This window comes from Gordonia bronchialis DSM 43247 (assembly GCF_000024785.1).
Classification (GTDB): Bacteria; Actinomycetota; Actinomycetes; order Mycobacteriales; family Mycobacteriaceae; genus Gordonia; species Gordonia bronchialis.
Genome location: NC_013441.1, coordinates 3,109,348 through 3,132,408 on the forward strand (window position 1 = coordinate 3,109,348; position 23,061 = coordinate 3,132,408).

The following is a 23,061-nucleotide window of genomic DNA, read 5'->3' on the forward strand; positions in this document are numbered from 1 at the left end:
CGTCGATGGTGGTGACCGCCGGGATCGGGTCGGGGGGTCGCAGGCCCGCGGGTCCAGCCATACCGACGAGTATCCCCTGGTCATGGGGGCGTGACCATCATCCGAATCGTCGACTCCGACGTGCGAAGCCGCAGGTGGCGGCAGTGTGGAACCGGCCACAATCAGTCCGCACTGTGCCCCGTACGGCCTAGTAGCAGGGCACAATCAGCTGATTGTCGAGCAGCCCAGGAGTACCGATTTGTCCGCCACACCCGCCCGCGAGATCACGCTGCGCTTCCTCGCCGCGCCCACCGACGCCACGACCATCGGCGGCGACGTCCGCGGCGGGCGGCTGCTGTCGTGGATCGACAAGGCGGCCTACGCGTGCGCGGCGACGTGGTCGGGTGGCTACTCGGTGACCGCCTACTTCGGCAACATCACCTTCACCCGGGGCATCGAACCCGGCGACATCGTGGAGGTCACCGCCACGATCATCCACACCGGCACCTCGAGCATGCACATCCATTGCTCGGTACGCTCGGCCTCCCCGCATACCGGCCTGTTCACCGTCGCGAGCGAGTGCCTGGTCATCTTTGTCGCCATGGGCGAGGACCGCCGGCCCCGCCCTGTGCCGCAATGGGTTCCGATCACCGAAGCCGACCGCGCCGCCCAGGAGTATGCGACCACCCGCATTCCGGTGCGCCGCAGCATCGAAGACGCGATGGCCGGTGTCACCTACTCCGACGCCGGAACCGCGCCGCGCTCGCAGACGCGCTTCCTCGCCGCCCCGACCGACGTCAACTGGGGCGGCAACGCCCACGGCGGCCGCGTGATGGAGTGGATGGACGAGTCGGCTTATCTGAACGCGGCCCGCTGGTGTGGACGGCGGTGCGTGACCGCCTACGTCGGCGGCATCCGGTTCTACGCGCCGATCCACATCGGCGACGTCGTCGAACTCGACGCGCGCCTGATCCACACCGGCAAGCAGACCATGCACATATCCGTACACGTCCGCGCCGGCAACCCGCACGACGGCGAGATGCGCGACTGCGCACACAGCCTGATGATCGTTGCCGCGGTCGACGACAACGGTGACGCCACCGCCGTGCGACGCTGGGTTCCGGTGTCCGCCGAGGACATCGCGCTCGACGCCCATGCGCGTGAACTCATGGCGATCCGCACCACGCTGCCGCGTCGGCCGGACATGATCGGCGTCTGATCACCGACTTACCGTGACCATCTGCGCCGCAGGCTGCGGTAGCGCATCATTCTCGACATGGGTGAGGACGTCGACGTGACGGCAAACCGATGAGTGCATCCGCCGAGCTCGTCTTTTACTACGGCCCGATGGGGGCCGGAAAGTCCACCCTCGCCCTGCAGACCCACTTCAACCAGCGGCAGCAGGGACGCAGTGGTGTCCTGCTCACCAAGGACGACCGATCCAACCGCCCACTGGTGACCAGTCGGATCGGCCTGGCGGCCGAGGCGATCGCCGTCGACGACCACACCGATGTCCACGCGCTGATCACCGGTCGGGGCATCCCGGATTTCCTCGTCTGCGACGAGGCCCAGTTCCTGACCATCGCCCAGGTCGATCAGCTCGCCGGACTCGTCGACGACCACGCAGTGAGCGTCTTCGCCTACGGACTCCTCACCGACTTCCGGTCGGTCCTGTTCCCCGGATCGGCACGCCTGGTCGAGATTGCCGACGAGATCCACCGGATGCAGGCCGTGGTGTTGTGCTGGTGCGGCCGAGACGCCTGTCTGAACGCACGAATCGTCAACGGCCGCATGGTCCACGCTGGTGAACTGATCGCCATCGGGGATACCGGCGACGGTCCGGTGCATTACCGTCCGCTGTGTCGGCGGCACTTCACCCAGGGCCGCATCGACGCGGGGGGCGAACCCGGGCCGGTGGACACCAATTCCCAGAATCCTTTCAGTACCGGCTGATTCGGCGGCAAGGTTCACCCGGCAGTCTTGAGCTGATCGACCCACCCAGACCACCGGTCGACCGACCCCAGACCACAGGGGCGCCACGCGTTCACTCCTCGTAGCACAGACCGCGGTTCACCGTCTCGACACCGGTGAATCGGGGTGTGGCTGCGAGGGTGGACAGACGACCCGCGCCCGTGCCAGATGGCCCCGCCGCTGATCCCCCATCGCGGCGGGGTCATCGCTGTCATGGGTCAGCACGGTAGCGATGCCAGTCTCGCGCCGGGGTGCAACACGCGCCGGCATCACAGTCCTTCGATGGATACCAACACGAACTGTCGGACCCGACCGGGAACGCTTGCGGTGCACATCGACAACAGCGGATCGGACATGTGCTCGGCGAGAGTCACGTCGATGGGTCCGGCGGGGCCGTCGAGCCGCACATGGATCTGGTGATCGCGCTTGTCCACATCGATCGGCGCCAGCGCGTCGATGGCGGCATCTCCAGTTGCCTGGCGGACAAAGTGCTGCGCCGCCTGCACAGGATGCGGAAGCGACGTCCGGCCCCGCAGCAGGGCGTCGACGAGACGTCCCTCGGTGTAGGCAGCAACGATCCCTGCCGGATCGTCGGTGGTGTCCACCCGCCCATAACACAGTCCGTGCGGGAGCAGCAGCATCGTCGCAGCGAACCGGTCCCCACCGAGATGTGAACACTCCCAGGTCCATTCGGGGTACGCGTCGGCGATCGCGGCGACAGCCCGGCGTCCACGCACGGCACAGCACTGGTCGTGCTTGCCGTGCGCGCAGATCGCGACGAGCGGATCGGCAGTGGGAGCACCGTCGAATCCCTGTAGGTCAAGGTCGAGGTAGTCGGCGGGACCCTCGACCTCCCCGGCGTAGAGCCGTTCGGCCCCGGGCCGCGCCTCGGCGATGAACCATCGCCACCGCGGAACGGGCGGTCGACGGCCCGGACGGCGGATCGCGACGATCCGCATTCCGGTCGCCTCCACCCGTCGCACGATGGACCGGCCGAGCGCCGGATCGATCACCGACGGTGAATTGAGGAACACCGACGGGCCCCATGGCCCGGCCAGTTCCAACAGCAGCCAGCGATGTCCGGCCGAAGCCGTGCCGAACATCGGATCGCCGCGTTCGACCGACTGGTCGCTACAGGGACGAGAATCCCTCATGCCTCCGGCCCCGGTGGAGTCACGTGGCGATCGTCAACCACCACAACGACGCCTTCGGCCAGCAACCTTCGCAGCAGTACCGTGCCGTCGGCCGCGTCGAGTCCCGGAAGTTCTGCAGCACTGACGATCTCACCACTACGAATCGTTCGCAGAGCTTCCAGGCAGTAGCCGGGGGTGCTGATCGAGCGCTCACCGGTCAGCAGTTCCGCCCGGTCGGCGACCCGACGCAGCGTGGGCACCAGCCCGTGCCGCAACCGCAGCCGCGTCGCGGCGTTCACCACGCCGATGGCCTCGAGTGTCGCCAGGGGCCGCACCGGGACCGGGCGCGTGCGGGCAGTGTGACGCCGGGCAAGTCGAGCCGCGGCGCCCTCCCCCACATCGGCTGCGTGGTCCCGCAGCCGCTCGACGACGGCTGCCATCGCCTTGGTCGCGATCGGGACGGTCTGGTCCCGACCGGTGAGGTCGATCCCCAACGGCAACGATTGCCTGAATTCCGCACAGTCGTCGAGTTCGGCGACGATCGCTGCAACCACGTCGCGGACGGTCACCGCTCCGACGCCGATGGTCAGGTGAATCGACGTGTCCCCCAATGCGTCCGCGGAATGAATCCAACCCCGCGGCAGATAGAGCGCGTCGCCGGGCGAGAGGACCGCCTCGATCTCCGGCGCGTCGTCCGATGCCCGGCGCTCGATCTGGGCACGATGATCGGTCCACGGTTGCGTGGCCAGCGGATGGGTGTGTACGGGCCGATGGACTCGCCATCGCTTGGTGCCCGCCACCTGTAAGACGAACACGTCGTGCACGTCATAGTGCGGATCGAATCCCCGATTGCCGGGGGGTGTCACGTAGGCGTTGGCCTGCACCGGATGCCCCAGATCGTCGACCATCGCACGGACGAAGTCGATGACGGGCGGCCACAGCCGGTGCAGGCCCTGCAACACGATGGTCGCCCCGGCCGCGAACTCGCGGAGAACCCCGGCCGGGTCCACCTGATCGGGCATCTCCGCGCCGAAACCCGCAGGCCCCAGGTAACAGTCCCGCGCGAGGACCACACCCTCCTTGGCCATCCGGATGAACGGGGCGCGGACTCCGCGTTCGGCAATCAGCTCGTCGACCGCCCGAACCGACAGCAGGTCACCGAAGTCCGCCGGCAGCGAAGCCGCCCGGCTGAGCATCGGCCGCCGACCCCAGTACTGATCGGCAAAGGTGGTGAGATCGGTTGCTGTGCAACGGCTCAACATCGAGCGAGATCACGCCGTCCCGTCGGCACCACCGTCGTGCCCATCGGGATTGGAACCACCGTCGGCGGGCCCTTCACCGCCGGCCGCGGTGCCGTCGGCACCACCGTCATGCCCATCCGGATTGGAACCACCGTCGGCAGGTCCTTCACCGCCGGCCGCGGTGCCGTCGGCACCACCGTCATGCCCATCCGGATTGGAACCACCGTCGGCAGGTCCTTCACCGCCGGCACTCCCGGAGATGATGTCTTCGTCGTCCAGTGCCATCAGAAGTCCTTTCTCGCCAGGAGGCGCGCGGGGTTGCGCGTCCCTACCTCCACTATCCAGACATCCGACGTGGGCGTGGCGGGAATCCCGGTATCGCAACCGGTGTGCGGCAGGCAGGACGTGGTTGTCGATCCCGGATATCGTATTCATCATGGGTCATACCGGGCATTTCCGACCACGTCGTGGTGGCCGTCCGTAGCATCGGGACATGAGCACCTATGTCACCGCGAACCCGACCACCGGCCAGACCGAACGCGAGTTCCCCGCCCTGACGGACGACGAGGTCGCACAGCTCGGAGCGCGCTCCGCCGCAGCGTTCGAGCAGTGGCGCAACACCACCGCCGTCGAGCGCGCCGCTACGCTCCGACGCACCGCCGAGCTGTATGAGAAGCGCGAAGACGAACTGGCGCAGGCGATCACGACCGAGATGGGTAAACCACTGAGGCAGGCCGCCGGCGAAGTCGCGCTCGCCGGCTCGATCTATCGTTGGTACGCCGACCACGGTCCCGAACTCCTCGAACCGGAGACCCTCGACCCGCAGGGTGCGCAGGAGTCCCTGGTGCAGAAGTATCCCGTCGGACCGCTCGTGGGTGTGATGCCCTGGAACTACCCGTACTATCAGGTCGCCCGATTCGCCGCACCGAATCTGTTGGTGGGCAACACGATTCTGCTGAAGCACGCGTCGATCTGTGCAGCGTCGTCGGCGCTTATGGCCGAGATCCTGCACGAGGCGGGCGTGCCGGAGGACGCGTACGTCAACGTATATGCGAGCAGTGATCAGATCGCCGATCTCATCGCTGACCCGGCAATCGCCGGCGTTTCACTGACCGGCAGCGAAAAGGCCGGTGCCGCAGTGGCCAAAGTGGCCGCGGAGAACCTGAAGAAGTCGGTCCTCGAACTCGGCGGCTCCGACCCGTTCATCATCCTCGACACCGACGATGTGGCACGTACCGCGCACATCGCGGCCTCGGCCCGGTTGTCCAACGCCGGGCAGGCGTGCAATTCGCCGAAGCGTTTCATCGTGCTCGATGATCTCTATGACGACTTCCTGGCCAATCTGGTCACGGAGTTCAAGCAGGCCTCCGTCGGCGACCCCACCGATCCGTCGGTCAAGGTCGGGCCGTTGTCGTCGGTGTCCGCGCGCGACACCGTTGCGCAACAGGTGAATCACGCGGTCGAGCAGGGTGCTCGGCTGCACACCGGTGGCACCGTCGTCGAGGGTGACGGCGCGTTCCTGACGCCCGCCGTCCTCACCGACATCACCCCGGACATGGACGCCTACGCCGAGGAGATCTTCGGTCCCGTCGCAATGGTCTATCGGGTCTCCTCTGCCGACGAGGCTGTCGACCTGGCCAACGACGTCGACTTCGGTTTGAGCGGATCGGTGTGGAGCACCGACGCCGGGCGTGCCGCCGAGATCGCCGACCGTCTCGAGGTCGGGATGGCCTATGTCAACGAGCACGGCACGACGCTGCCCGGGTTGCCGTTCGGCGGGGTCAAGCGCTCAGGCTATGGTCGTGAACTCGGACGCTGGGGTCTCGGCGAATTCGTCAACGTCCGGTTGCGCCGGACCGCAGCAAAGTAGGCCGCAGCAACGTAGGTTTCCCACCCCGGCACGCCGTTGCGTCCTGCCGGCCACGCGCCCGCGTAGCGTGTCCGGCATGGCGTTTCAGGGATTCGACGAGGCCGCGCTCGACTTCTACGACGACCTCGAGATGGACAACACCAAGGCCTTCTGGGAAGCCCACCGAGACGTCTACACCACGGCGGTGGCCGAGCCGATGGCCGCGCTCACCGAGGAACTGGCCGCCGAATTCGGGCAGGCCAAGATCTTTCGGCCCTACCGGGACGTGCGGTTCGCCAAGGACAAGACGCCGTACAAGACGCATCAGGGTGCCTTTGTGGCAGTCGCGCCGGCCACCGGCTATTACGTCCAGATCGGCGCGCCGGGAGTTCGCGTCGGCGCCGGGTTCTATGAGGCAAGCACCGAGCGGCTCGCCACCCTGCGCCGGGCCATCGACAACGACCGGCACGGCCGCGAGTTGGAACGAATTGTCAACACGCTCAAGAAGACCGGGTGGGAGATCAGCGGCAGCCGCCTCAAGACGGCACCGCGGGGCTGGGATCCCGGACATCCCCGGATCGACCTGTTACGCCACAAGTCGATCACCATCGGCAAGGACTACGGCTTCGGCGCCGACGTGATCGGGACTCCCGCGCTCGTCGATCGGATACGCACGGACTGGCGTGCGGCCACTCCCCTCGTCGCATGGCTCGAGCGACACGGCGGCTGACGCGCCGGGCGGCACAGACCGGGAACCTGAACCAAAGGGACCAAATCCCCCTGCGCCCGCGCCCGCGTGATCGTATGGTCGTTCCATGGGAAGCATGTGGGTGATGCCCGCCGTGGCACTGGTGTCGTGCGTGATCATCGGACTCGGATTCTTCGCGGGAATCCCCGGCGACAAGGACTGACTTCGGTCACGATGACCCGCCGCGGGTGGAGGCCCGCGGGGTACTCGCCTGCTCCGGGTAACGTGCCGACTCGCAGCCAATGATCAGGCACCGCACACGCGCGTCGCAGTCGTGGCCGTTGTGATGGGGACATGACCAACACCATCACCTTTTCCCGATCCACCCCGACCTCCGACACCGTCCTCATCGTCATGGACGGCACGCCGCGCACTCACACGATCGCGGCGCAGGTTCTGCGCAGCGGCTACCGGGTCGTCGTGACCGGACCGTCGGCGTCGCAACTGGTCCCCTACGTCGACGCGAGCGTTCGGCACGATGTCTGGACCATCGTCGCCGATCCCGCCGATCCCGCCCAGATCGATGCGGTGATCGAACGCGCCACCGAGACGATGGGACCGGTCATCATGAACATCGATCCGGGTGGCCGGCTCTCCGACGTCGGCGCCGCCGACCGCAAGGTGGCCTGAGGCCCGTCGACCCCGAACACGTGACTCTCTCGTGACCGAAACGTGTCGCCGGCCTCGACGCCGGCTCAGATTCGGCGGTGCGTGACCGCAAGATTTGGGCGTGGCACAGTAGGTTTCACTCTCCGAACCGGCTGTGCGCGCACCGCGGTCACGTTTGACGCGACGGGTTGGCCAACTCCGCCCCAACCGCTCACCAGGGCGATAGCATCGCGAAAGGTGCAGACGGGCGTCGCGGCTCCTTGCTGGGAAACAAGCACGCTCGCTGCATGGACCCCGACGCGTGTTCCAGGCACCCAAAGGAGAGTCATGTCCGAGAACTCTGCCGCCGATATCGTCGAAAGTGTGGGTGGCCCTGGCAATATCGTCAGCCTCACCCACTGCGCAACGCGATTACGCTTTCAGCTCCACGACGCGTCCCACGTAGATCAGGACGTCGTCGAATCCATTCCCGGTGTCCTCGGTGCGGTGCCGCAGCAGGGCAACCGCTATCAGGTGATCATCGGTGGCGGGGTGGAATCGGTGTACAACGAGATCGAGGCGCTGCCCCAGATGAAGGCCCGCGACTCGGCGGCCGCCATCAAGGCCGCGGAACGAGCCAAGGGCCCGCGCGGCAAATCGGCGTGGCTCGACTCGCTCTTCGAGTACCTGTCCGATTCGTTCCGGCCGATCCTCGGCGCCCTGCTCGGTGCGTCGTTGTTCATCACGTTCATGTCGTTGATGAGCACGATCGGTGTCATCGACAACTGGGCCGATCCCCGGACCGAACTCTCGCCGTCGTGGCAGTTCGTCAACATGTGCTGGCAGTGCATCTTCGTCTTCCTGCCGTTGATGATCGCCTACAACGCGTCCAAGAAGCTCGACGCCGACCCGTGGGTCGGATTCGGCATCATGGCCGTGCTGATGCTGCCGGCCTTCACCGCACTCGAAGACCAGGCAACCCACCACACGATCTTCGGATTCGACGTGAACACCATCCAGGTGTTCGGCCTACCGCTCACCGTGAACGACTACAGCTCACAGGTGTTCCCACCGCTGCTGATGGCCGCGGTGCTCGGCCCGCTGTACAAGCTGTTGAAGAAGTTGATCCCGCCGAACGTCCAGCTGATCTTCGTGCCGTTCCTCGCGATGCTGATCATGATCCCGTTGACGGCCTTCCTCATCGGCCCGATCGGTGTCTACGTGGGCGCCGGTCTCGGCGACATCCTCAAGTCCATCAACGACTTCTCGCCGTTCATCTTCGCGATCGTGGTCCCGCTGGCCTATCCGTTCATGGTGCCCCTGGGTCTGCACTGGCCGATCAACGCGATCATGCTGATCAACATCAAGGAGAACGGCTCGGACTTCATCCAGGGCCCGATGGGCGCATGGAACTTCGCCTGCTTCGGCGCCACGGCGGGCGTGCTCCTGCTGGCCTGGCGTCAGCGTGACCGTCAGATGCGCCAGACGGCATCGGGCGCACTCGCGGCGGGTCTACTCGGCGGCATCTCCGAGCCCTCCCTTTACGGTATTCATCTGCGGTTCAAGCGGATCTATCCACGAATGCTCGTGGGCTGCTTCGTCGGCGGCCTCATCATCGGTATCGGCGGCGGTGTCACCACCAACGCGTTCGTGTTCACCTCGCTGCTCACCATCCCCGCCTTCGACAACGTCATCCTGTACACGGTGGCGGTGGCCGCGGCGTTCTTCACCGCAATGGTGCTCGTGGTGCTCTCCGGCTTCCGAACGCCCGAGCAGCAAGCCGAATTCGAAGCCATTCGCGACGCCGAGGAAGCCGAGAGAGCCGCGGAGAAGGCGGGTGGCCCTGCACCGGATCCGGATGGGGGCGGCGCCGCACTCGGAACGGGGGCGGTTGCCGGTGCAGGTGCCGCGACCGCAGTCATCGAGAAGACCGGTACCGCAACGCAGGTGGAATCCGACACCGATCCCGACGCGACCAAGATCCATGGACCGGTCACCGAGATCGGCTCACCGCTCGACGGTGACGTGGTCCCGCTCAGCGACGTACCCGATCCCGTGTTCGCCAAGGGCACGATGGGTGGCGGAGCGGCCGTCCTGCCGTCCGGTGACACCGTGTACGCACCGGCCGATGGGATGGTCGTGGCCGCACAGCCGACCGGTCACGCCTTCGGGCTGGTGCTCGACGGTGGGATCGAATTGCTGATCCACGTCGGGATCGACACCGTCCAGATGAAGGGTGACGGCTTTGATGTGAAGGTGAAGGCCGGCCAGAAGGTCACCGCCGGAACACCTTTGGTCACCTTCGATCGGGCCAAGATCGAGGCGGCGGGCTACCCGATCATCACCCCGGTGGTCGTCATGAACACCAAGAAGTTCGCGTCGGTTACCCAGATCAAGTCGGGCACCTCGTCGGTGGGAGATCCCATCATCGCCGTCGAAGCACCCGCGCCCAAACAATGAGTGGCGCCCGCGCCCAAACAATGAGCCGCGCGACCGAACAGTGAGGTGACTCAACCCACCCGACCGTCGAGGTAGTACCACCGCCCGGACACCCGCTCGAACCGGCTGCGTTCGTGCAGGGTGCCCGGACCGCTCGGCCCGCGGTGATAGGCGGTGAAGGTCACCTCGCCGGTGGAGTCGAAAGGCGTTCCGGCGCTCACGGATTCGATGTCGAGCCGATACCAGCGCAGGTCGTCGTCGAGTTCCAGCTCGGCCGGCCGCGTGTCCGGATGCCAGCTCGCCAGCAGATGAGTCCGATCCCCCACCGCGAACGCCGAGAATCTCGAACGCATCAGGGTCTCGGCCGTTGGCGCCGGCCGGCTGCCGTCGATCACCGGGCGGCAGCACTCGTCGAAGGTCAGTCCCGAACAGCACGGGCACCTGCGTGGAGCGGTCTCGGACGATGCGATCGGACTCACGCCCGGATCCTATCGGCCGCGGCGGGGTGGTCGTCCCGGTCGGCCGGCAGAGGTCGTCAATCAACGGTCGGCCATTCGGCGACCTGGTAGACAGGACGCAGGGGTGGGGCCCGGGGGAACCGAACTGCAGAACCGGTGTGCGCACCGGCGACCGAGAGGAAGGACCCATGGGAGACAACATCTACAAGGTGGTCGAGATCGTCGGATCGTCGACGACGAGCACCGACGACGCCATTCGCAGCGCGATCTCACGTGCCGCCCAGACCGTCGATCATCTCGACTGGTTCGAGGTCACCGAGACCCGCGGCCACATCGAGAACGGACAGGTCGCGCATTTCCAGGTGACCCTGAAGGTGGGCTTCAAGCTGGACGCATCCGGCGAGTCGTGACAGCCGAGCGGCGCCGACCACCTGCCGGGTTCCGCGAGGAGATCTTCGGCGGTGTGTCGGTGCTGATGGCCGACAACGGTGGTGTCGTCCCCTACGGCAACTCGGTGGTTGTGCGTGGTTCGTCGGGAACTCTCGTCATCGATCCCTCACTGGCGCTCGACCGGGACCCGGTCGGTGCCGATGCCGTCCTGGTCAGCCATGCGCACGAGGATCACATCGCCGGCCTCAAGCACTTCCGGGCTCCGACGTTCACGCACTCGCTCGATGTGGCCGCGGTCTCCTCGCTCGAGGTCATGCTCACCCAGTACGGCCTCGATCCCGCCGCGCGAGCCGACATCGAGGCCTATCTGGCCGATCAGTTCGACCTCCCGCCGACCCGCGACGATGTGCGCGGCATCGGTGACGGCCATCGGTTCGATCTCGGCGACCGGATCGCCACCGTCATCCATCTGCCCGGCCACACCCCGGGGCACAGCGGAGTTCTCGTGGAACCGGACGGATTCTTCTACGTCGCCGACATCGACCTGACCTCATTCGGGCCGATGTACGGCGATCTCGGGAGCAGCGTCGACGATTTCCTCACGTCGATCGCAATCGCCGACTCGGTGGACGCACGCTGGTTCGGAACCTTCCACCAGAAGGGCGTCATCGACGGCCGGCCCGACTTCCGGCGTCGGCTCGCCGCCTACCGCGAGAAGCTCCTCAGCCGCGAGGAACGTCTCATCGCGTTCCTCGACGAGCCCCGCACCATCGCCGACATCGTGGCCCACCGCCTCGTCTACCGTCCGCACGTCGAGGCACCCTATGTGGGCGCCGTCGAACGCCGGACCGCAGAACTGCACCTCGAGCGCCTGATGCGCGCCGACGCCGTCACCGAGATCGAGCCCGGTGTCTACCGGCAACGTGGCAATTGACTATCGGGCGACTCGCCCACGTTCCACTGATCGGACGCGGGAGCGTCACGGATCGATGCTCAGATGCCCGCAGCGCTGACGAGACGATCGGCCAGTCGCGGTGAGACCGTGGAAATCGCCCGCAGCACACCGGCGTACATCGGATAGAGCTCGACCGGCTTGGTCTCTATCGCTCGTTTTCCGATCTCGTTGAACACTGCATTCAGGCCACTGCGGTTGCTGGGCTTTGCGAGGTTTATTGGGACATCCTGCTGCGGTTCGTCCGGACAAATCTTGCATTTTCGGTGGGTTGACGACCTATTCCCGTGGGCCGATGCCGCTGCAATATCGCTGCCGCCGGCCACGGCGTAGCCATGGACTTTGGCGACGGTAGGTTTCGCCGAGCGCCATAGCGAGAAAAAGTGGTCGGTGTTGGCTTTCATGGCGCGGAAATCCTTGACGGGGTCTCACACCGCGCCTTGATGGTCCTCACCACCTTCGGCGTACAGCTTCAGGTCATACCCGGCGCAGAATGCGCGGCCTTCGCCTTGCACGACGATCACCCGTACGGCGTCGTCGGCGTTTGGTTGTAGCGACTGCGGCGCTGATCTCCTGTGCCATCTGTGCGGTGATCGCGTTGAGCCGGTCGGGACGATCGAGTGTGAGGTAGGCGCGATGGTCGCGCGCCTCGTAGCGGACGGTGCTGCCGGTGAACGTCATTGTTCTGGTTCCTGGTCAGGTGGCGGGGTTTGGGCGGAATGTGACAGTTCCTGTGGTTTGTCACACCTGTTTGCGGGCGCCGGCATCCAGGCACGTCAGCTCGATGTCTGGATACCGGCGACCGTCGATGTAGGCGGTTAGCTCTTCTTGGCCAGGGCGACGAGATCGGCGTGACGGAAGATTTGGCCGCCCACGGACCAAGTGCCGTCGGTCTGTTCGTTGATGAGCACCCACACTCGCAGCGCGTGTTCCGGTCCGAGACCGGCGGCGGCGAGAACCAGGCCAGTGACTTCCTTGGACAGCCCGGCTTTGCGTTCGTCGTTGAGCGCGAACTGGGGAACGGTCACATCGACCCGGAACCGGGGCTCGGTGTCGGCGGCGGTCACCTGGGCGCCTTCGGGGAGTTCGTGCAGGTAGGACCACCCGAGGGCCTTGAAGAAGTCGTTGTCGGGGGCGCCTTCCCACTTGAGCAGGGCGCGGGCTAGGTCCTGCTGGATGGTGGTGCGGCCTTGGTCGGTGAGGGCGCCGGCCGGGACGGTCAACTGAATTTGCGGCATTTCTTTCTTTTCCTTTGTTGTGGTGGTGCTAGTGTTCTGAGTCATTAATTCGTGTGCAGTAGTGGGCGATGGAGTCGAGGATCTGGTCAGCGGTCTTGACCCACACGTAGGGGCGGGGGTTGTCGTTCCAGGTCTCGATCCATGCTTTGATGTCGGCGTTGAGCGCTCTCACGGTGCGGTGGGTGGAGCGTTGGAGCTTCTTGGTGGTCAGTTCGGCGAACCAGCGTTCGACGAGGTTCATCCAGGATGAGCTCGTCGGGGTGAAGTGGACAACGAATCGTGGGTGCGAGGTCAGCCATCGTTTGACCGCGGGCGTCTTGTGGGTAGAGGCGTTGTCCATGACCAGGTGGACGTCGAGCTCGTCGGGCACCTCGGCGTCGATCCTGCGGAGGAATCCGATGAACTCCGTTGCGCGATGCCGTGAGTGAAGCGAACCGATGACTTTGCCCGACGCGATGTCCAACGCCGCGTACAGGCTGGAGGTGCCGTTGCGCACGTAGTCGTGGCTGGCCCGTTGCGGGGTGCCCGGGAGCATGGGAAAGATCGGCTGGGTGCGATCGAGCGCTTGGATCTGGGTCTTCTCGTCAACGCAGAGCACCAGGGCACGTTCGGGTGGGTTCATGTAGAGCCCGACGACGTCGCGGACCTTCTCGGTGAACATGGGATCTTTCGACAGCTTCCACGAATCCTGTTTGTGTGGAGCCAATCCGAACGCTCTCCATACACGCGAAACAGTTGACTGCGACATGTCGAGATGCTCAGCCATCGCCCGCGTCGACCAGTGTGTCGCATTCTTCGGAGTGGTCTCGAGAGTTGCGGTGATCAGGTCTTTGATCTGCTCGTCGCCGACGGTGCGAGGTCGCCCGGGCCGGGGTTCGTCGAGCAACCCCTCGCAGCGGTGCTCGACGAACCGGCCTCGCCATCGCCGCACGGTACTGCGATTGAGGCCGAGTCGTTGTGCCACTTCAGTATTCGACCCGCCATCAGCGGCAGCGAGAACGATTCGTGATCGCATCGCCAAACCCGAGGCCGTCGTTCGCCGACGCGCCCACCCTTCGAGCTCACGGCGCTCGTCATCAGTCAGAACAATATCCACTGCTCGCGGACCCCGGGTTGCCATTCCCTAGCCTCGGGCTTTCACGCTTTTTCGTGTCGTGAATGAAGAATGGTGCCCTGACCTGGGATGATTGAACTTGCGAAGGTATCAATCGGACCAGATCGAGGAGCACCATTCAGGTGAGTAAGTCTACGTCGCCCTACCCCATGCTGTCTGCAGATGGCACCGGAACCGGGGTGGTGTCGCACGCCGGCGCCATGGTGGTCCTGCGGGCCGCGGAGAAAACGGGTCTGACCAGCCGATTGTCCGAAGCGTTGGTGCCGTGGCGTAAACCCCTTGCGACCCATGACCCGGGCAAGATCATCGCTGATCTGGCCGTGGCCGTCGTGATCGGTGGCGACTGTTTGGCTGACATCAACCAGTTGCGCGCCGACCCGGCGGTGTTCGGTCAGGTCGCCTCTGACCCCACGGTGTCACGACTGATCTCGACGTTGGCTGATGATGCGCCGGCGGCACTGTCGGCGATCACGACTGCCCGCGCTGGCGCGCGGGCAGCGTGCTGGTCGGCAGCCGGTACCGCTGCTCCCGATCATGACGTCGACGTCGATGATCCGATGATCCTCGACCTCGACGCCACCTTGGTCACTGCGCATTCAGAGAAAGAGGATGCGGCACCAACCTACAAGCGGGGGTTCGGGTTTCACCCGTTGTGCGCGTTTGTCGATCACGGCAGCGAGGGCACCGGCGAACCCCTGGCGATCGAGTTGCGACCGGGTAATGCTGGTGCAAACACAGCTGCCGATCACATCGCGGTCACCGCCGCCGCACTCGAGCAGCTACCGCAGGTGCACGGGTATTGGGTCGGTAAGTCGGTGCTGGTGCGTACCGACTCAGCCGGCGGCACCCACGACTTCCTCGACTACCTCACCCGCCGGCGCCTGGCCTACTCGGTGGGGTTCGGACTGACCGAGACGACCGCGGCCGCTATCGACCGCATCAGCCCCGAGGCGTGGACGCCGGCCTACGACGCTGACGGCGTGCAACGCGACGGGGCATGGGTGGCCGAGTTGACCGGGCTGATCGACCTGGCGGGCTGGCCTGCCGGGATGCGGGTGATCGTCCGCAAGGAGCGCCCGCATCCCGGTGCGCAGTTACGGTTCACCGACCACGATGGGTTGCGGCTCACCGCATTTGCCACCAACACCAGCCGTGGTCAACTCGCCACACTCGAGCTACGTCACCGGCGTCGGGCACGCTGCGAAGATCGTATCCGCACGGCCAAAGACTGTGGCCTGACGAACCTTCCGTTGCACGGATTCGACGCCAACCGCATCTGGTGTGCCATCGTGATGCTCGCCTGCGACTTGATCGCCTGGACCCAGATGCTCGCGTTCACCGATCACCCCGCCCGCCGGTGGGAACCCAAACGACTGCGCCATCGCCTGTTCGCGATCGCCGCCAAGATCACCCGCCACGCGCGGCGAACCCGGTTGAAACTCGCTGCCCACGCACCCCACGTCGACCTCCTGCTCGACGGAATAGCCAGACTCGCAGCGCTTCCCGCGCCGGCCTGACCACCAGGCCCGATCCGATCATCGATCCAGAAAGGATGCTTCACCTCGGGACCGTGAACCCCGACGCCCACCGACGCCTCGGGCAACACGCCACGGTCCACACCCGGAATTCAGTCCTCAGACCACTCATCCGGCCACTCAACAAGGGACCGCCACCTCACGAAAGATTGAGGCTAGAGTCTCTCCCGAGAAATCGACGGTGCGCCCGACCGTTCTTGCGCTTTCTCGCCCCGGACCGTAGCGCTCGTCGGAGAGCAACCCCCTCGGTTCAGCCGCGGTCGGTGGGCAAGCCGGTGGCGGGGACACCGGTGAGGAAGCGGCCCATCTCGTCGGCGACGACCTCGGGTCGATCCAGCATCGACAGCACCGCCGCGCCCGGCACCTCGCGGTACTGCGCGTGTGGGATCAGCTCGGCGAGGCGTCGGCCGTGTTCGGGTGGCATCACCTTGTTGTCGGGTGACCAGAGCACGAGGACCTCCCCCGCGAAGCCGGCCAGTGCCTCGGTCCACCGGACCAGCTGGGCGCGGTCGTACCCCGCACCCGCGTACGCGAGGACGTCGCGCCGAATCCTCTTGTCGCGCAGATACGGTTCGGTCCAGCGTCGCATCATCTCGTCGGACATCGGTCGCGACACCATCTGCCCGTAGAGGAACGGCAGGCGCCGCAACCAGCCGATCCGGAGCTGCCGCGCCGCCAGCGCGATGCCGCCCGGAATCCGGATGGCGACGGTCAGCAGCCGGCCGGGCAAACCGGGCGGAAAGTTCTCATAGGCCTCGCACGGCAGAATGATCTGGCGACTCACCCGATCATCCCGCCCGAGGGCGGTGAGGAACAGGCCCCCGCCCCAATCCGAGTGCACGAGAGTCACATCGGTCAGATCGAGCGCCTCGAGGAAGTCGGCCAGCAGGTTGACCTGCCCGGTCATCGACAGGTCCGCGTCGGACCGCATGGGAATGCGATGCCCGCCGAGCGGCAGGAGCGGGCGGATGTAGCGAAATCCTTGGGGCAACAGCGGTATCACCGCGTCCCACACCGATTCGTCGATGAGCAGACCGTGCAGTAGGACCACCGGCGGACCGGCGCCTTCTTCCAGATACTCGATCGTGCCCGCGGTGACGTCCACTCTGCCCATCAGTCCCTCATCCCCTTGTCGAATCCGCCGGTCGGACCCTAGAACCACCATTCTAGAATAGTTGTTCTAGAATGGCCAGGGTGAACACCGATGACCGGATCGTGATGGCCATGGCCGAATTGATGCGTAAGCAGGGCTACGGCGCGACGGGGATGAAACAGATCTCCGAAGCGGCGAATGCGCCGATCGGATCGATCTACCACCACTTCACGAACGGCAAACGCGACGTCGCGGCGGAGGCGCTGCGACGATCGGGCGCAGCCTACGGCGAACTCGTCATCACCTTGCTGAGCGCGTACGACGATGTGGCACAAGCCCTCACGGCGGCCTTTGACACGGCTGCGGGCACCATCGTCGAAACCGACTGGATGAACATGTGCCCGGTGAGCACGGTGGCCGGCGAGATCGCCGACACCGAGCCGCACCTGCGGGCGGTCGCGGCCGAGGTCATGACCGGATGGGTCGAGGCGGGCACCACTCTCCTCGTCTCCCGCGGCCTCGGCGAGGACGATGCACGTTCGCTGGTCGAAGCGAGCATCGCCGCTCTCGAGGGCGCCTTCGTCCTCGCACGTACCCGACGATCGGCCGAACCGCTGCACGCGGCCGGGCGGGCGATGGCGGCCTACGCAAGGACCATGCAAGTCGACCGGACTCGTGCGTCGACCGATCAGAGGCCCGTCAGATAATCATCGACACGGTCGGCGACGACGAGGGTCGGCAGCACGAAACGGAGTTGCGCGGCGGTGTAGTGCTCGAGATCGAACTCCGGCGCGAAGTGCCAGTGTTTGAGCGCCCATCCGTGGGCCAGCATCATCAGGTCGAAGACCACCAGGTCGGTGTCGACGCGGTTCATCAGGCCTGCCGCGATGCCTTCGGTAACCGCGGTCCGCATCGGCGCGGAGGTCTCCACCTCGAGCTCCTTGATGCGCTCACGGCCCTGCTGGTCCAGGGTCCGGCTCTCCCGGTAGGTGAGCACAACCGCGTCGCGGTTCGCGTCGACGATGGTCACGTACTGCCGGAACCCGGCGATGAGCTGTTGGACCGGATCGTCACCGACCCGATCCATCGCCGGTTGCAGTTGATCGCGGAATGTCTCGAGGATATCGACGATCGCGGCCAGCAGGATGTCCTCCTTGCTGCCGAAATACTTGTAGAACAGCCCGACGCTGACCTGCGCCTCCTCGGCGAGCGCCTGCATGGACATCCGATGAAAACCGGTGCGCCCCATGACCGCAACGGCGGCATCGAGCAGCTGACGACGACGTGACGACACCCGGACCGCACGCACCGCATCTTCGACGGCGACGTCGGCCGCCGAACGTGACGCGGTTGCCTTGGCCATTTCGTCTCCTCCCGTGCCGCCGATGACGCGACCGTGCGGCGGCGTGAATCGACGTTCACTCACTGTACCCAGCCGTCGTGCGATGAGCGGGACCGTGTGTCAGATGCCCAGATCCTTGGCGACGATCGTCTTCATGATCTCGGTGGTGCCGCCGTAGATCGTCTGGATGCGCGCGTCGATGAAGGCGCGCGACACCGGGTACTCCCGCATATAGCCGTAGCCGCCATGCAGTTGTAGACAACGGTCCGCAGTACGGACCTGCAGTTCGGTCGCCCACCACTTCAGGCGCGCGGCACGTGCTGCGGTCAGCCTGCCGTCGACATGCTCGGCGATGCAGTCGTCGAGAAACGTCCGCGATGTCGAGCTCGGTGGCGAGTTCGGCCAGCACGAACTGGGTGTTCTGAAACGACGAGATCGGCGAGCCGAACGCGGTCCGCTCACGTACATACTCCATGGTCCGAGCGAACGTGCCCTCGGCCGCGGCAACCGCGCCGATCGCCAGCGACAGCCGTTCCTGCGGAAGGTTTCCCACGAGTTGGTAGAAGCCCTGCCCCTCGTCGCCGAGTCGGTTGGCCACCGGGACCCGCATGTCGGTGAAGGCCAATTCGCTGGTGTCCTGGGCGTGCAATCCGATCTTGTCGAGGTTGCGGCCCCGCGCAAACCCCGGGGTGTCGGCCTCGACGACCAGGAGCGTCAGTCCCTTGTGCTTCTCCGGGCTCGTGCGGGCGGCGACGACGAACAGGTCGCCGTTGCGGCCGTTCGAGATGAACGTCTTGGAGCCGTTGACCAGGTAGTGGTCGCCGTCGCGGACCGCGGTGGTCCGGATTCCGGTGAGGTCGCTACCCGCGCCCGGCTCGGTCATGGCGATTGCCAGAACGGTCTCGCCGGCGACCACGCCGGGCAACCAGCGCGCCTTCTGCTCGTCATCGGTCATCTCGACCAGATACGGCAGGACCACGTCGTTCTGCAGCGAAAATGCGATGGCCTCGGCCGCCGCTCCCGTCCGGGCGGTCTCCTCGATGACGATGGCGTTGTACCGGAAGTCGTCGACACCGGGTCCGCCGAACTCCTCGGGCACCGGAAATCCGAGCAGCCCGTTCTTGCCGGCCTCGGTGAACAGACTCCGGTCCCAGAGGCCCTGTTCTTCCCAGTTCTCGTGGTTGGGTGTGATCTGATCGGCGACGAACTTGGCGACGCTCTCGCGAAAGTGTTTGTGCTCGATGTCGTGGGTAAGTGAACTCATGTGTGTGCTCCTTGTGGCCCGGGCGGTTCAGCGGAAGGCGTTCTCACCCGTGAGGGCCTGCCCGAGGACGAGTTGATGCATTTCCGGCGTCCCCTCGTAGGTGAGCACCGACTCCAGGTTCACCATGTGCCGGATCACCGGGTACTCCAGCGAGATTCCGTTGCCGCCCAAAATGGTTCGGGCAGTCCGGCAGATCTCGATGGCCTCTCGGGTGTTGTTCAGCTTGCCGAAGCTGACCTGGTCGGGACGCAGACCGACACTGTCCTTCAAGCGGCCGAGGTGATATGCGAGCAGATTGGCCTTCTGCAGCTCCACCGCCATGTCGGCGAGTTTGGCCTGGTCAGCTGGAATCCAGCGAGCGGACGGCCGAACTGGGTGCGCTGCATCGAGTACCGTCGGGCGGCGTCCCATGCCGAGCGTGCGGCACCGACTGCGCCCCAGAGGATTCCGTAGCGAGCCTCCGACAGACTGGACAGCGGGGCTTTGATCCCAGTGCCCTTGGTGAGGTCGTCGCTGCCGGGCATCATCGCATCGGCCGGCAACCGCACACCGTCGAGCACGATCTCACCCGTCGTCGAAGCCCGAAGGGACAGTTTGTGTTTGATTTCCGGAGTACTGACGCCGGGGGTGTCGGTGGGAACGATGAAGCCGCGGACACCGTCCTCGGTCTTCGCCCAGACGACGGCCACATCCGAGATCGGCGAGTTGGTGATCCACATCTTGCGACCGTCGAGAATCCAGTCGTCACCGTCGCGGCGAGCCCGGGTCTTCATCGCTGCGGGATCGCTACCCGCGTCGGGTTCGGTGAGACCGAAGCAGCCGACGATCTCGCCGGCGGCCATGCCAGGCAGCCACTGTTGCTTCTGCTCGTGCGAGCCGTTGTTGTAGATCGAGAACATCGCGAGCGAACCCTGCACCGAGACCATCGACCGGATACCCGAGTCCGCCGCCTCCAGTTCCAGGCAGGCCAGGCCGTAGTGCACGGCCGACGACCCGCCGCAGCCGTAACCCTCGAGATGCATACCCAGCACACCGAGGTCTCCGAACTGCCTCATCAGGTCCCGTGCTCCGGGGATGCCGCCGTCCTCGAACCATTCGCCGATGTGCGGGGTGATGTGCTCGGCAAGGAATCCGCGGACCGAATCACGAACGGCGAGTTCGTCGTCGGAGTAGCCGAGGTCGATGTTCAGCGGGTCGAGGGCGTCGAACCTCGGTGCGGTGTTGTGGGCGATCGTCGCGGTCATCGCGCTGCTCCTGACGGGGTCGTGGCGGGTGTGAAGTCTCCGGCGGCCACTTCTCTGGCTGCCGACTCGGTGGCCTTGTAGTGCAGCTTCTTTCCGGTGGCCGACACCGGCAGCTGATCGACGATCCGGTAGGCCCGTGGTCGCTTGAACTGCGACAGCATCGGGTGCGACCGGCAGTACGCGTCGAGGGCCGAGGCGGTCGGCGTGGCGCCCTCGGCGGGCACGACGTAGGCGACGACGAGTTGTCCCCACCGGTCGTCGGGAACACCGACGACGAGTGAATCCGCCACGTCCGGATGACCGTTGAGCGCCTCCTCGACCTGGACCGGGTGGACATTCTCCCCGCCGGAGATCAGCATGTCGTCCTTACGCCCGACGATGGTGACGAACTCGTTGCCGTCCCAGGTGGCCAGATCACCGATGTGCAGCCAGCTCCCCTTGTACTTGGCCTTCTCCTGCTGAGGTGAGTCGTAGTATGCCGCAGCACATTTGGGTGACCGGATAATCACCTCGCCCACCTCGGAGCCGTCCCGGGCGACGACGTCGTCCGGGTCGGCCAGTTCACCGTCGTCGCGGACCCGCACCACCCGGACGTCGTCGTCGATGCATGCGCGTCCCGCACTACCGGCCATCTCCGGGAGATCCGACGGCCGCAGGAAGGTGTTCCAGAATCCCTCGGTGCTGCCGTACCCGTTGAAGATCCGCGGGGTGAGGACCTCCTGATAGCGCAGCGCCGCTTCACGTTCCAGCGGCGCACCCATGGTGACGATGCCCTTCAGGCTGGACAGGTCGCGCGGGTCGGCTTCCTGGACGGCGGCGAGCATCGCGAGATTGGTCGGCGCCCCGATGAGGAAGGTGAGCCGGTAGCGCTGGACCCAGTCCAGGGTGAGCGCGGGATCGAAGGTACGCATCGGCACCAGCGACGACCCCAGATAGAACGTGGGATTGGGTCCCGCGCAATACAACCCGCCACGGTGGAACCACGGCGTCATATTCAGCGTGCGGTCCTCGGGTGCCAGCGGGAAATGCATGATCACGTCGTGTGCGGAGAAGATCTCGATGGCACTGTTCATGGGGACCGCCTTGGGCATCCCGGTGGTCCCGGACGTGTAGAGGCGAGTGGTCTCGTCGAAGATGCCGCGATCGGGCGCAGGCACATCACCGGCGCCGGGGAGATCCGTCCAGCGGATCGACACCGAACCGTCGACCAGGTCACCGCCGCCGACGCCGACGAGCAGCGCCGGCGTGTGGTCGGCACGGGCGATCGCCTCGGCAACCATGGCGGTGAGGTCGGTGTCGTAGACGTACACCCGAGGGCGGCTGACGTCGAGGATGACCGCGGTCTCCCCCGCGGCGAGCCGGAAGTTCACCGGCGATCCCACCGCGCCGGCGGCCTGCGCGGCGAGATAGAGCTGCGCGAACTCGGGGCCGTTGAACAGTTGGTAGGCCACCACGTCGCCGGTGGTGACGCCGTGGGCGTGCAACCCGGCGGCGAGGGATTCGACCACGGCGCCCAACTGCGCGTAGGTCCACTCGGTGCCGGTCACCGGGTCGATCATCGCCACCTTCGCGGCGTACCGGGCCACGTTGCGGCGGAACCCGTTCAGATACGTGAATTCGTGCTCGAAGAAGCTCCGGTACTGGTGCGCGTCGTAGACGTATGCAGGTGTGTCACTCATGGGTGATCTCCGTGATCCGAGGTCGGGTGATGGGGGTTCAGCCGGCCATGGTGAGTCCGCCGCTGACGCTGATCACCTGGCCGGTGATGAACGACGCCGTGGGCGAGGCGAAGAAGAGCACCGGTGCGGCGACCTCGTCGGGACGGGCCAGCCGACGGAACGGGATCGCCTTGACGAGAGCCTCTTTCAGCTTGTCCGGCTGCGCCTGGAAGAGCGGGGTGTCGGTGGGCCCGGGGCACACGGCGTTCACGGTGATTCGGTACCGCGCCATCTCGCGTGCCAGCGACTTCGACAGGGCGATGACACCGCCCTTGGCACCGGCGTAGATGGTCTCGCCCGCACTGCCCACTCGTCCGGCATCCGAGGCCAGGTTGATGACCCGGCCGCCCTGCCAGTCGTCGGACGTGGATGCCTCGACCATTCCGGGCAGGAACGCGCTGGCCATGTGCACCGGTCCGAGGTAGTTGATCGCGACGACCTTCTCGGCGAATTCCGTAGTGGCGTTGAGGAATTGGTCGGTGCGATCCCATCCGGCGGCGTTGACGAGGATGTCGGGCACACCCACGTCCGCGGTCACGGCGTCACGCAGCGCGTCGACCGTGGCGCGATCGGCCACGTCCACGCTCATCGGGACGATCGCCGGAGCCGCCTCCGCGGTACGCTTGGCGGCGTCGAGGTCGAGGTCGGCGGCGATCACGGTGGTGCCCTGTGCCGCGAAGGACTCGGCGATGGACTTGCCGATGCCCGACCCGGCACCGGTGACGACGGCAATGCTGTTGGTACTCATGTGCTTTCCTCTGCTTG

The 23,061-nt window shown here is 65.9% G+C and carries 22 protein-coding genes and 2 pseudogenes; 10 read left to right on the forward strand and 14 right to left on the reverse strand.

All coding sequences use genetic code 11. From position 1 onward, the window contains the following. Positions 1 to 238: 238 nt before the first annotated feature. Together GBRO_RS14445 and GBRO_RS14450 are read left to right on the forward strand one after the other, a co-directional pair. The gene (locus tag GBRO_RS14445) at positions 239 to 1,198 is read left to right on the forward strand and encodes an acyl-CoA thioesterase (RefSeq protein WP_012834632.1); all 960 of its coding nucleotides are present in this window, start codon (positions 239 to 241) and stop codon (positions 1,196 to 1,198) included. Between the two features lie 89 nt (positions 1,199 to 1,287). Then, entirely contained in the window at positions 1,288 to 1,932 is a 645-nt protein-coding gene (locus tag GBRO_RS14450; protein ID WP_012834633.1) for a thymidine kinase, read from the forward strand. Positions 1,933 to 2,219: 287 nt separating this feature from the next. Here GBRO_RS14450 and GBRO_RS14455 read toward each other — a convergent pair whose 3' ends face one another. From GBRO_RS14455 to GBRO_RS14465, 3 genes are read right to left on the reverse strand one after another with little or no spacing between them, the layout of a single operon-like run. Beyond that, positions 2,220 to 3,104 carry a sucrase ferredoxin gene (locus GBRO_RS14455; RefSeq protein WP_012834634.1) on the reverse strand — a complete coding sequence of 295 codons (885 nt, stop codon included), beginning with the start codon at positions 3,102 to 3,104 and terminating at the stop codon, positions 2,220 to 2,222. Beyond that, a complete protein-coding gene (locus GBRO_RS14460) occupies positions 3,101 to 4,345 on the reverse strand; it encodes a cupin domain-containing protein (protein WP_012834635.1) in 1,245 nt (414 codons plus the stop codon). The genes GBRO_RS14455 and GBRO_RS14460 overlap by 4 nt, the downstream gene beginning before the upstream one ends. Before the next feature lie 9 nt (positions 4,346 to 4,354). Continuing rightward, a complete protein-coding gene (locus GBRO_RS14465) occupies positions 4,355 to 4,609 on the reverse strand; it encodes a hypothetical protein (RefSeq protein WP_012834636.1) in 255 nt (84 codons plus the stop codon). Positions 4,610 to 4,817: 208 nt separating this feature from the next. Here GBRO_RS14465 and GBRO_RS14470 point away from each other — a divergent pair, with 208 nt between their 5' ends. From GBRO_RS14470 to GBRO_RS14485, 4 genes are all read left to right on the forward strand, one after another. After that, on the forward strand, positions 4,818 to 6,194 hold the full coding sequence (locus GBRO_RS14470) for an NAD-dependent succinate-semialdehyde dehydrogenase (RefSeq protein ID WP_012834637.1): 1,377 nt from the start codon (positions 4,818 to 4,820) through the stop codon (positions 6,192 to 6,194). Between the two features lie 76 nt (positions 6,195 to 6,270). Beyond that, complete coding sequence (locus GBRO_RS14475; RefSeq protein WP_012834638.1) at positions 6,271 to 6,903, forward strand: DUF2461 domain-containing protein; 633 nt, start codon at positions 6,271 to 6,273, stop codon at positions 6,901 to 6,903. A 312-nt stretch (positions 6,904 to 7,215) separates the two neighbouring features. Continuing rightward, on the forward strand, positions 7,216 to 7,551 hold the full coding sequence (locus GBRO_RS14480; protein ID WP_012834640.1) for a Rossmann-fold NAD(P)-binding domain-containing protein: 336 nt from the start codon (positions 7,216 to 7,218) through the stop codon (positions 7,549 to 7,551). Between the two features lie 306 nt (positions 7,552 to 7,857). Further along, positions 7,858 to 9,969, forward strand: a complete 2,112-nt coding sequence (locus GBRO_RS14485; RefSeq protein ID WP_012834641.1) for a glucose PTS transporter subunit IIA — start codon at positions 7,858 to 7,860, stop codon at positions 9,967 to 9,969. 50 nt (positions 9,970 to 10,019) lie between these two features. Here GBRO_RS14485 and GBRO_RS14490 read toward each other — a convergent pair whose 3' ends face one another. Next, a complete protein-coding gene (locus tag GBRO_RS14490) occupies positions 10,020 to 10,427 on the reverse strand; it encodes a YchJ family protein (RefSeq protein ID WP_012834642.1) in 408 nt (135 codons plus the stop codon). A 167-nt stretch (positions 10,428 to 10,594) separates the two neighbouring features. On the opposite strand from GBRO_RS14490, the gene GBRO_RS14495 reads away from it, so the two are divergent. Together GBRO_RS14495 and GBRO_RS14500 are read left to right on the forward strand one after the other, a co-directional pair. Then, positions 10,595 to 10,816 (forward strand): dodecin, encoded by a 222-nt coding sequence (locus GBRO_RS14495; RefSeq protein ID WP_012834643.1) that lies wholly within the window; start codon positions 10,595 to 10,597, stop codon positions 10,814 to 10,816. A 65-nt stretch (positions 10,817 to 10,881) separates the two neighbouring features. After that, positions 10,882 to 11,730 carry an MBL fold metallo-hydrolase gene (locus GBRO_RS14500; RefSeq protein WP_052298410.1) on the forward strand — a complete coding sequence of 283 codons (849 nt, stop codon included), beginning with the start codon at positions 10,882 to 10,884 and terminating at the stop codon, positions 11,728 to 11,730. A 59-nt stretch (positions 11,731 to 11,789) separates the two neighbouring features. On the opposite strand, the gene GBRO_RS26625 is transcribed toward GBRO_RS14500, so the two are convergent. From GBRO_RS26625 to GBRO_RS14510, 4 genes are all read right to left on the reverse strand, one after another. Further along, positions 11,790 to 12,152, reverse strand: a complete 363-nt coding sequence (locus GBRO_RS26625) for a hypothetical protein (protein WP_196775877.1) — start codon at positions 12,150 to 12,152, stop codon at positions 11,790 to 11,792. A 73-nt stretch (positions 12,153 to 12,225) separates the two neighbouring features. Next, positions 12,226 to 12,429: a hypothetical protein gene (locus GBRO_RS26630; RefSeq protein ID WP_196775876.1), complete on the reverse strand. Its 204-nt coding sequence runs from the start codon at positions 12,427 to 12,429 to the stop codon at positions 12,226 to 12,228. A gap of 137 nt (positions 12,430 to 12,566) precedes the next feature. Next, the gene (locus GBRO_RS14505; protein ID WP_012834645.1) at positions 12,567 to 12,986 is read right to left on the reverse strand and encodes a tautomerase family protein; all 420 of its coding nucleotides are present in this window, start codon (positions 12,984 to 12,986) and stop codon (positions 12,567 to 12,569) included. A gap of 28 nt (positions 12,987 to 13,014) precedes the next feature. Beyond that, positions 13,015 to 14,106, reverse strand: a complete 1,092-nt coding sequence (locus GBRO_RS14510; protein WP_012834646.1) for an IS630 family transposase — start codon at positions 14,104 to 14,106, stop codon at positions 13,015 to 13,017. A 116-nt stretch (positions 14,107 to 14,222) separates the two neighbouring features. Here GBRO_RS14510 and GBRO_RS14515 point away from each other — a divergent pair, with 116 nt between their 5' ends. Next, positions 14,223 to 15,617: an IS1380 family transposase gene (locus GBRO_RS14515; RefSeq protein WP_012834647.1), complete on the forward strand. Its 1,395-nt coding sequence runs from the start codon at positions 14,223 to 14,225 to the stop codon at positions 15,615 to 15,617. Positions 15,618 to 15,885: 268 nt separating this feature from the next. On the opposite strand, the gene GBRO_RS14520 is transcribed toward GBRO_RS14515, so the two are convergent. Then, on the reverse strand, positions 15,886 to 16,749 hold the full coding sequence (locus GBRO_RS14520; protein ID WP_012834648.1) for an alpha/beta fold hydrolase: 864 nt from the start codon (positions 16,747 to 16,749) through the stop codon (positions 15,886 to 15,888). Positions 16,750 to 16,820: 71 nt separating this feature from the next. Between GBRO_RS14520 and GBRO_RS14525 the strand changes: the two genes are divergently transcribed. Beyond that, complete coding sequence (locus GBRO_RS14525; protein WP_012834649.1) at positions 16,821 to 17,435, forward strand: TetR/AcrR family transcriptional regulator; 615 nt, start codon at positions 16,821 to 16,823, stop codon at positions 17,433 to 17,435. Here GBRO_RS14525 and GBRO_RS14530 read toward each other — a convergent pair. The 5 genes and pseudogenes from GBRO_RS14530 to GBRO_RS14550 all read right to left on the reverse strand — a co-directional run bounded on the left by GBRO_RS14530 (position 17,417) and on the right by GBRO_RS14550 (position 23,044). Further along, a complete protein-coding gene (locus GBRO_RS14530) occupies positions 17,417 to 18,091 on the reverse strand; it encodes a TetR/AcrR family transcriptional regulator (protein WP_012834650.1) in 675 nt (224 codons plus the stop codon). The genes GBRO_RS14525 and GBRO_RS14530 overlap by 19 nt on opposite strands. A gap of 99 nt (positions 18,092 to 18,190) precedes the next feature. Then, a pseudogene (locus GBRO_RS14535) lies at positions 18,191 to 19,262 on the reverse strand (acyl-CoA dehydrogenase family protein). Between the two features lie 99 nt (positions 19,263 to 19,361). Next, positions 19,362 to 20,578, reverse strand: a pseudogene (locus GBRO_RS14540) (acyl-CoA dehydrogenase family protein). After that, complete coding sequence (locus tag GBRO_RS14545) at positions 20,575 to 22,257, reverse strand: class I adenylate-forming enzyme family protein (RefSeq protein WP_012834652.1); 1,683 nt, start codon at positions 22,255 to 22,257, stop codon at positions 20,575 to 20,577. The pseudogene GBRO_RS14540 and the gene GBRO_RS14545 overlap by 4 nt, the downstream one beginning before the upstream one ends. Positions 22,258 to 22,294: 37 nt before the next feature. Then, complete coding sequence (locus GBRO_RS14550; RefSeq protein ID WP_012834653.1) at positions 22,295 to 23,044, reverse strand: SDR family NAD(P)-dependent oxidoreductase; 750 nt, start codon at positions 23,042 to 23,044, stop codon at positions 22,295 to 22,297. Positions 23,045 to 23,061: the final 17 nt, after the last annotated feature.

Coding starts and splice junctions, on each gene's coding strand:
- GBRO_RS14485 (WP_012834641.1), top strand. CDS start 7,858: ATGTCCGAGAACTCTGCCGCCGATATCGTCGAAAGTGTGGGTGGCCCT.
- GBRO_RS14450 (WP_012834633.1), top strand. CDS start 1,288: ATGAGTGCATCCGCCGAGCTCGTCTTTTACTACGGCCCGATGGGGGCC.
- GBRO_RS14500 (WP_052298410.1), top strand. CDS start 10,882: ATGGCCGACAACGGTGGTGTCGTCCCCTACGGCAACTCGGTGGTTGTG.
- GBRO_RS14550 (WP_012834653.1), bottom strand. CDS start 23,044: ATGAGTACCAACAGCATTGCCGTCGTCACCGGTGCCGGGTCGGGCATC.
- GBRO_RS14520 (WP_012834648.1), bottom strand. CDS start 16,749: ATGGGCAGAGTGGACGTCACCGCGGGCACGATCGAGTATCTGGAAGAA.
- GBRO_RS14530 (WP_012834650.1), bottom strand. CDS start 18,091: ATGGCCAAGGCAACCGCGTCACGTTCGGCGGCCGACGTCGCCGTCGAA.
- GBRO_RS14505 (WP_012834645.1), bottom strand. CDS start 12,986: ATGCCGCAAATTCAGTTGACCGTCCCGGCCGGCGCCCTCACCGACCAA.
- GBRO_RS14470 (WP_012834637.1), top strand. CDS start 4,818: ATGAGCACCTATGTCACCGCGAACCCGACCACCGGCCAGACCGAACGC.
- GBRO_RS26630 (WP_196775876.1), bottom strand. CDS start 12,429: ATGACGTTCACCGGCAGCACCGTCCGCTACGAGGCGCGCGACCATCGC.
- GBRO_RS14465 (WP_012834636.1), bottom strand. CDS start 4,609: ATGGCACTGGACGACGAAGACATCATCTCCGGGAGTGCCGGCGGTGAA.
- GBRO_RS14545 (WP_012834652.1), bottom strand. CDS start 22,257: ATGAGTGACACACCTGCATACGTCTACGACGCGCACCAGTACCGGAGC.
- GBRO_RS14525 (WP_012834649.1), top strand. CDS start 16,821: ATGGCCAGGGTGAACACCGATGACCGGATCGTGATGGCCATGGCCGAA.
- GBRO_RS14510 (WP_012834646.1), bottom strand. CDS start 14,106: ATGGCAACCCGGGGTCCGCGAGCAGTGGATATTGTTCTGACTGATGAC.
- GBRO_RS14460 (WP_012834635.1), bottom strand. CDS start 4,345: ATGTTGAGCCGTTGCACAGCAACCGATCTCACCACCTTTGCCGATCAG.
- GBRO_RS14495 (WP_012834643.1), top strand. CDS start 10,595: ATGGGAGACAACATCTACAAGGTGGTCGAGATCGTCGGATCGTCGACG.
- GBRO_RS14455 (WP_012834634.1), bottom strand. CDS start 3,104: ATGAGGGATTCTCGTCCCTGTAGCGACCAGTCGGTCGAACGCGGCGAT.
- GBRO_RS14475 (WP_012834638.1), top strand. CDS start 6,271: ATGGCGTTTCAGGGATTCGACGAGGCCGCGCTCGACTTCTACGACGAC.
- GBRO_RS26625 (WP_196775877.1), bottom strand. CDS start 12,152: ATGAAAGCCAACACCGACCACTTTTTCTCGCTATGGCGCTCGGCGAAA.
- GBRO_RS14480 (WP_012834640.1), top strand. CDS start 7,216: ATGACCAACACCATCACCTTTTCCCGATCCACCCCGACCTCCGACACC.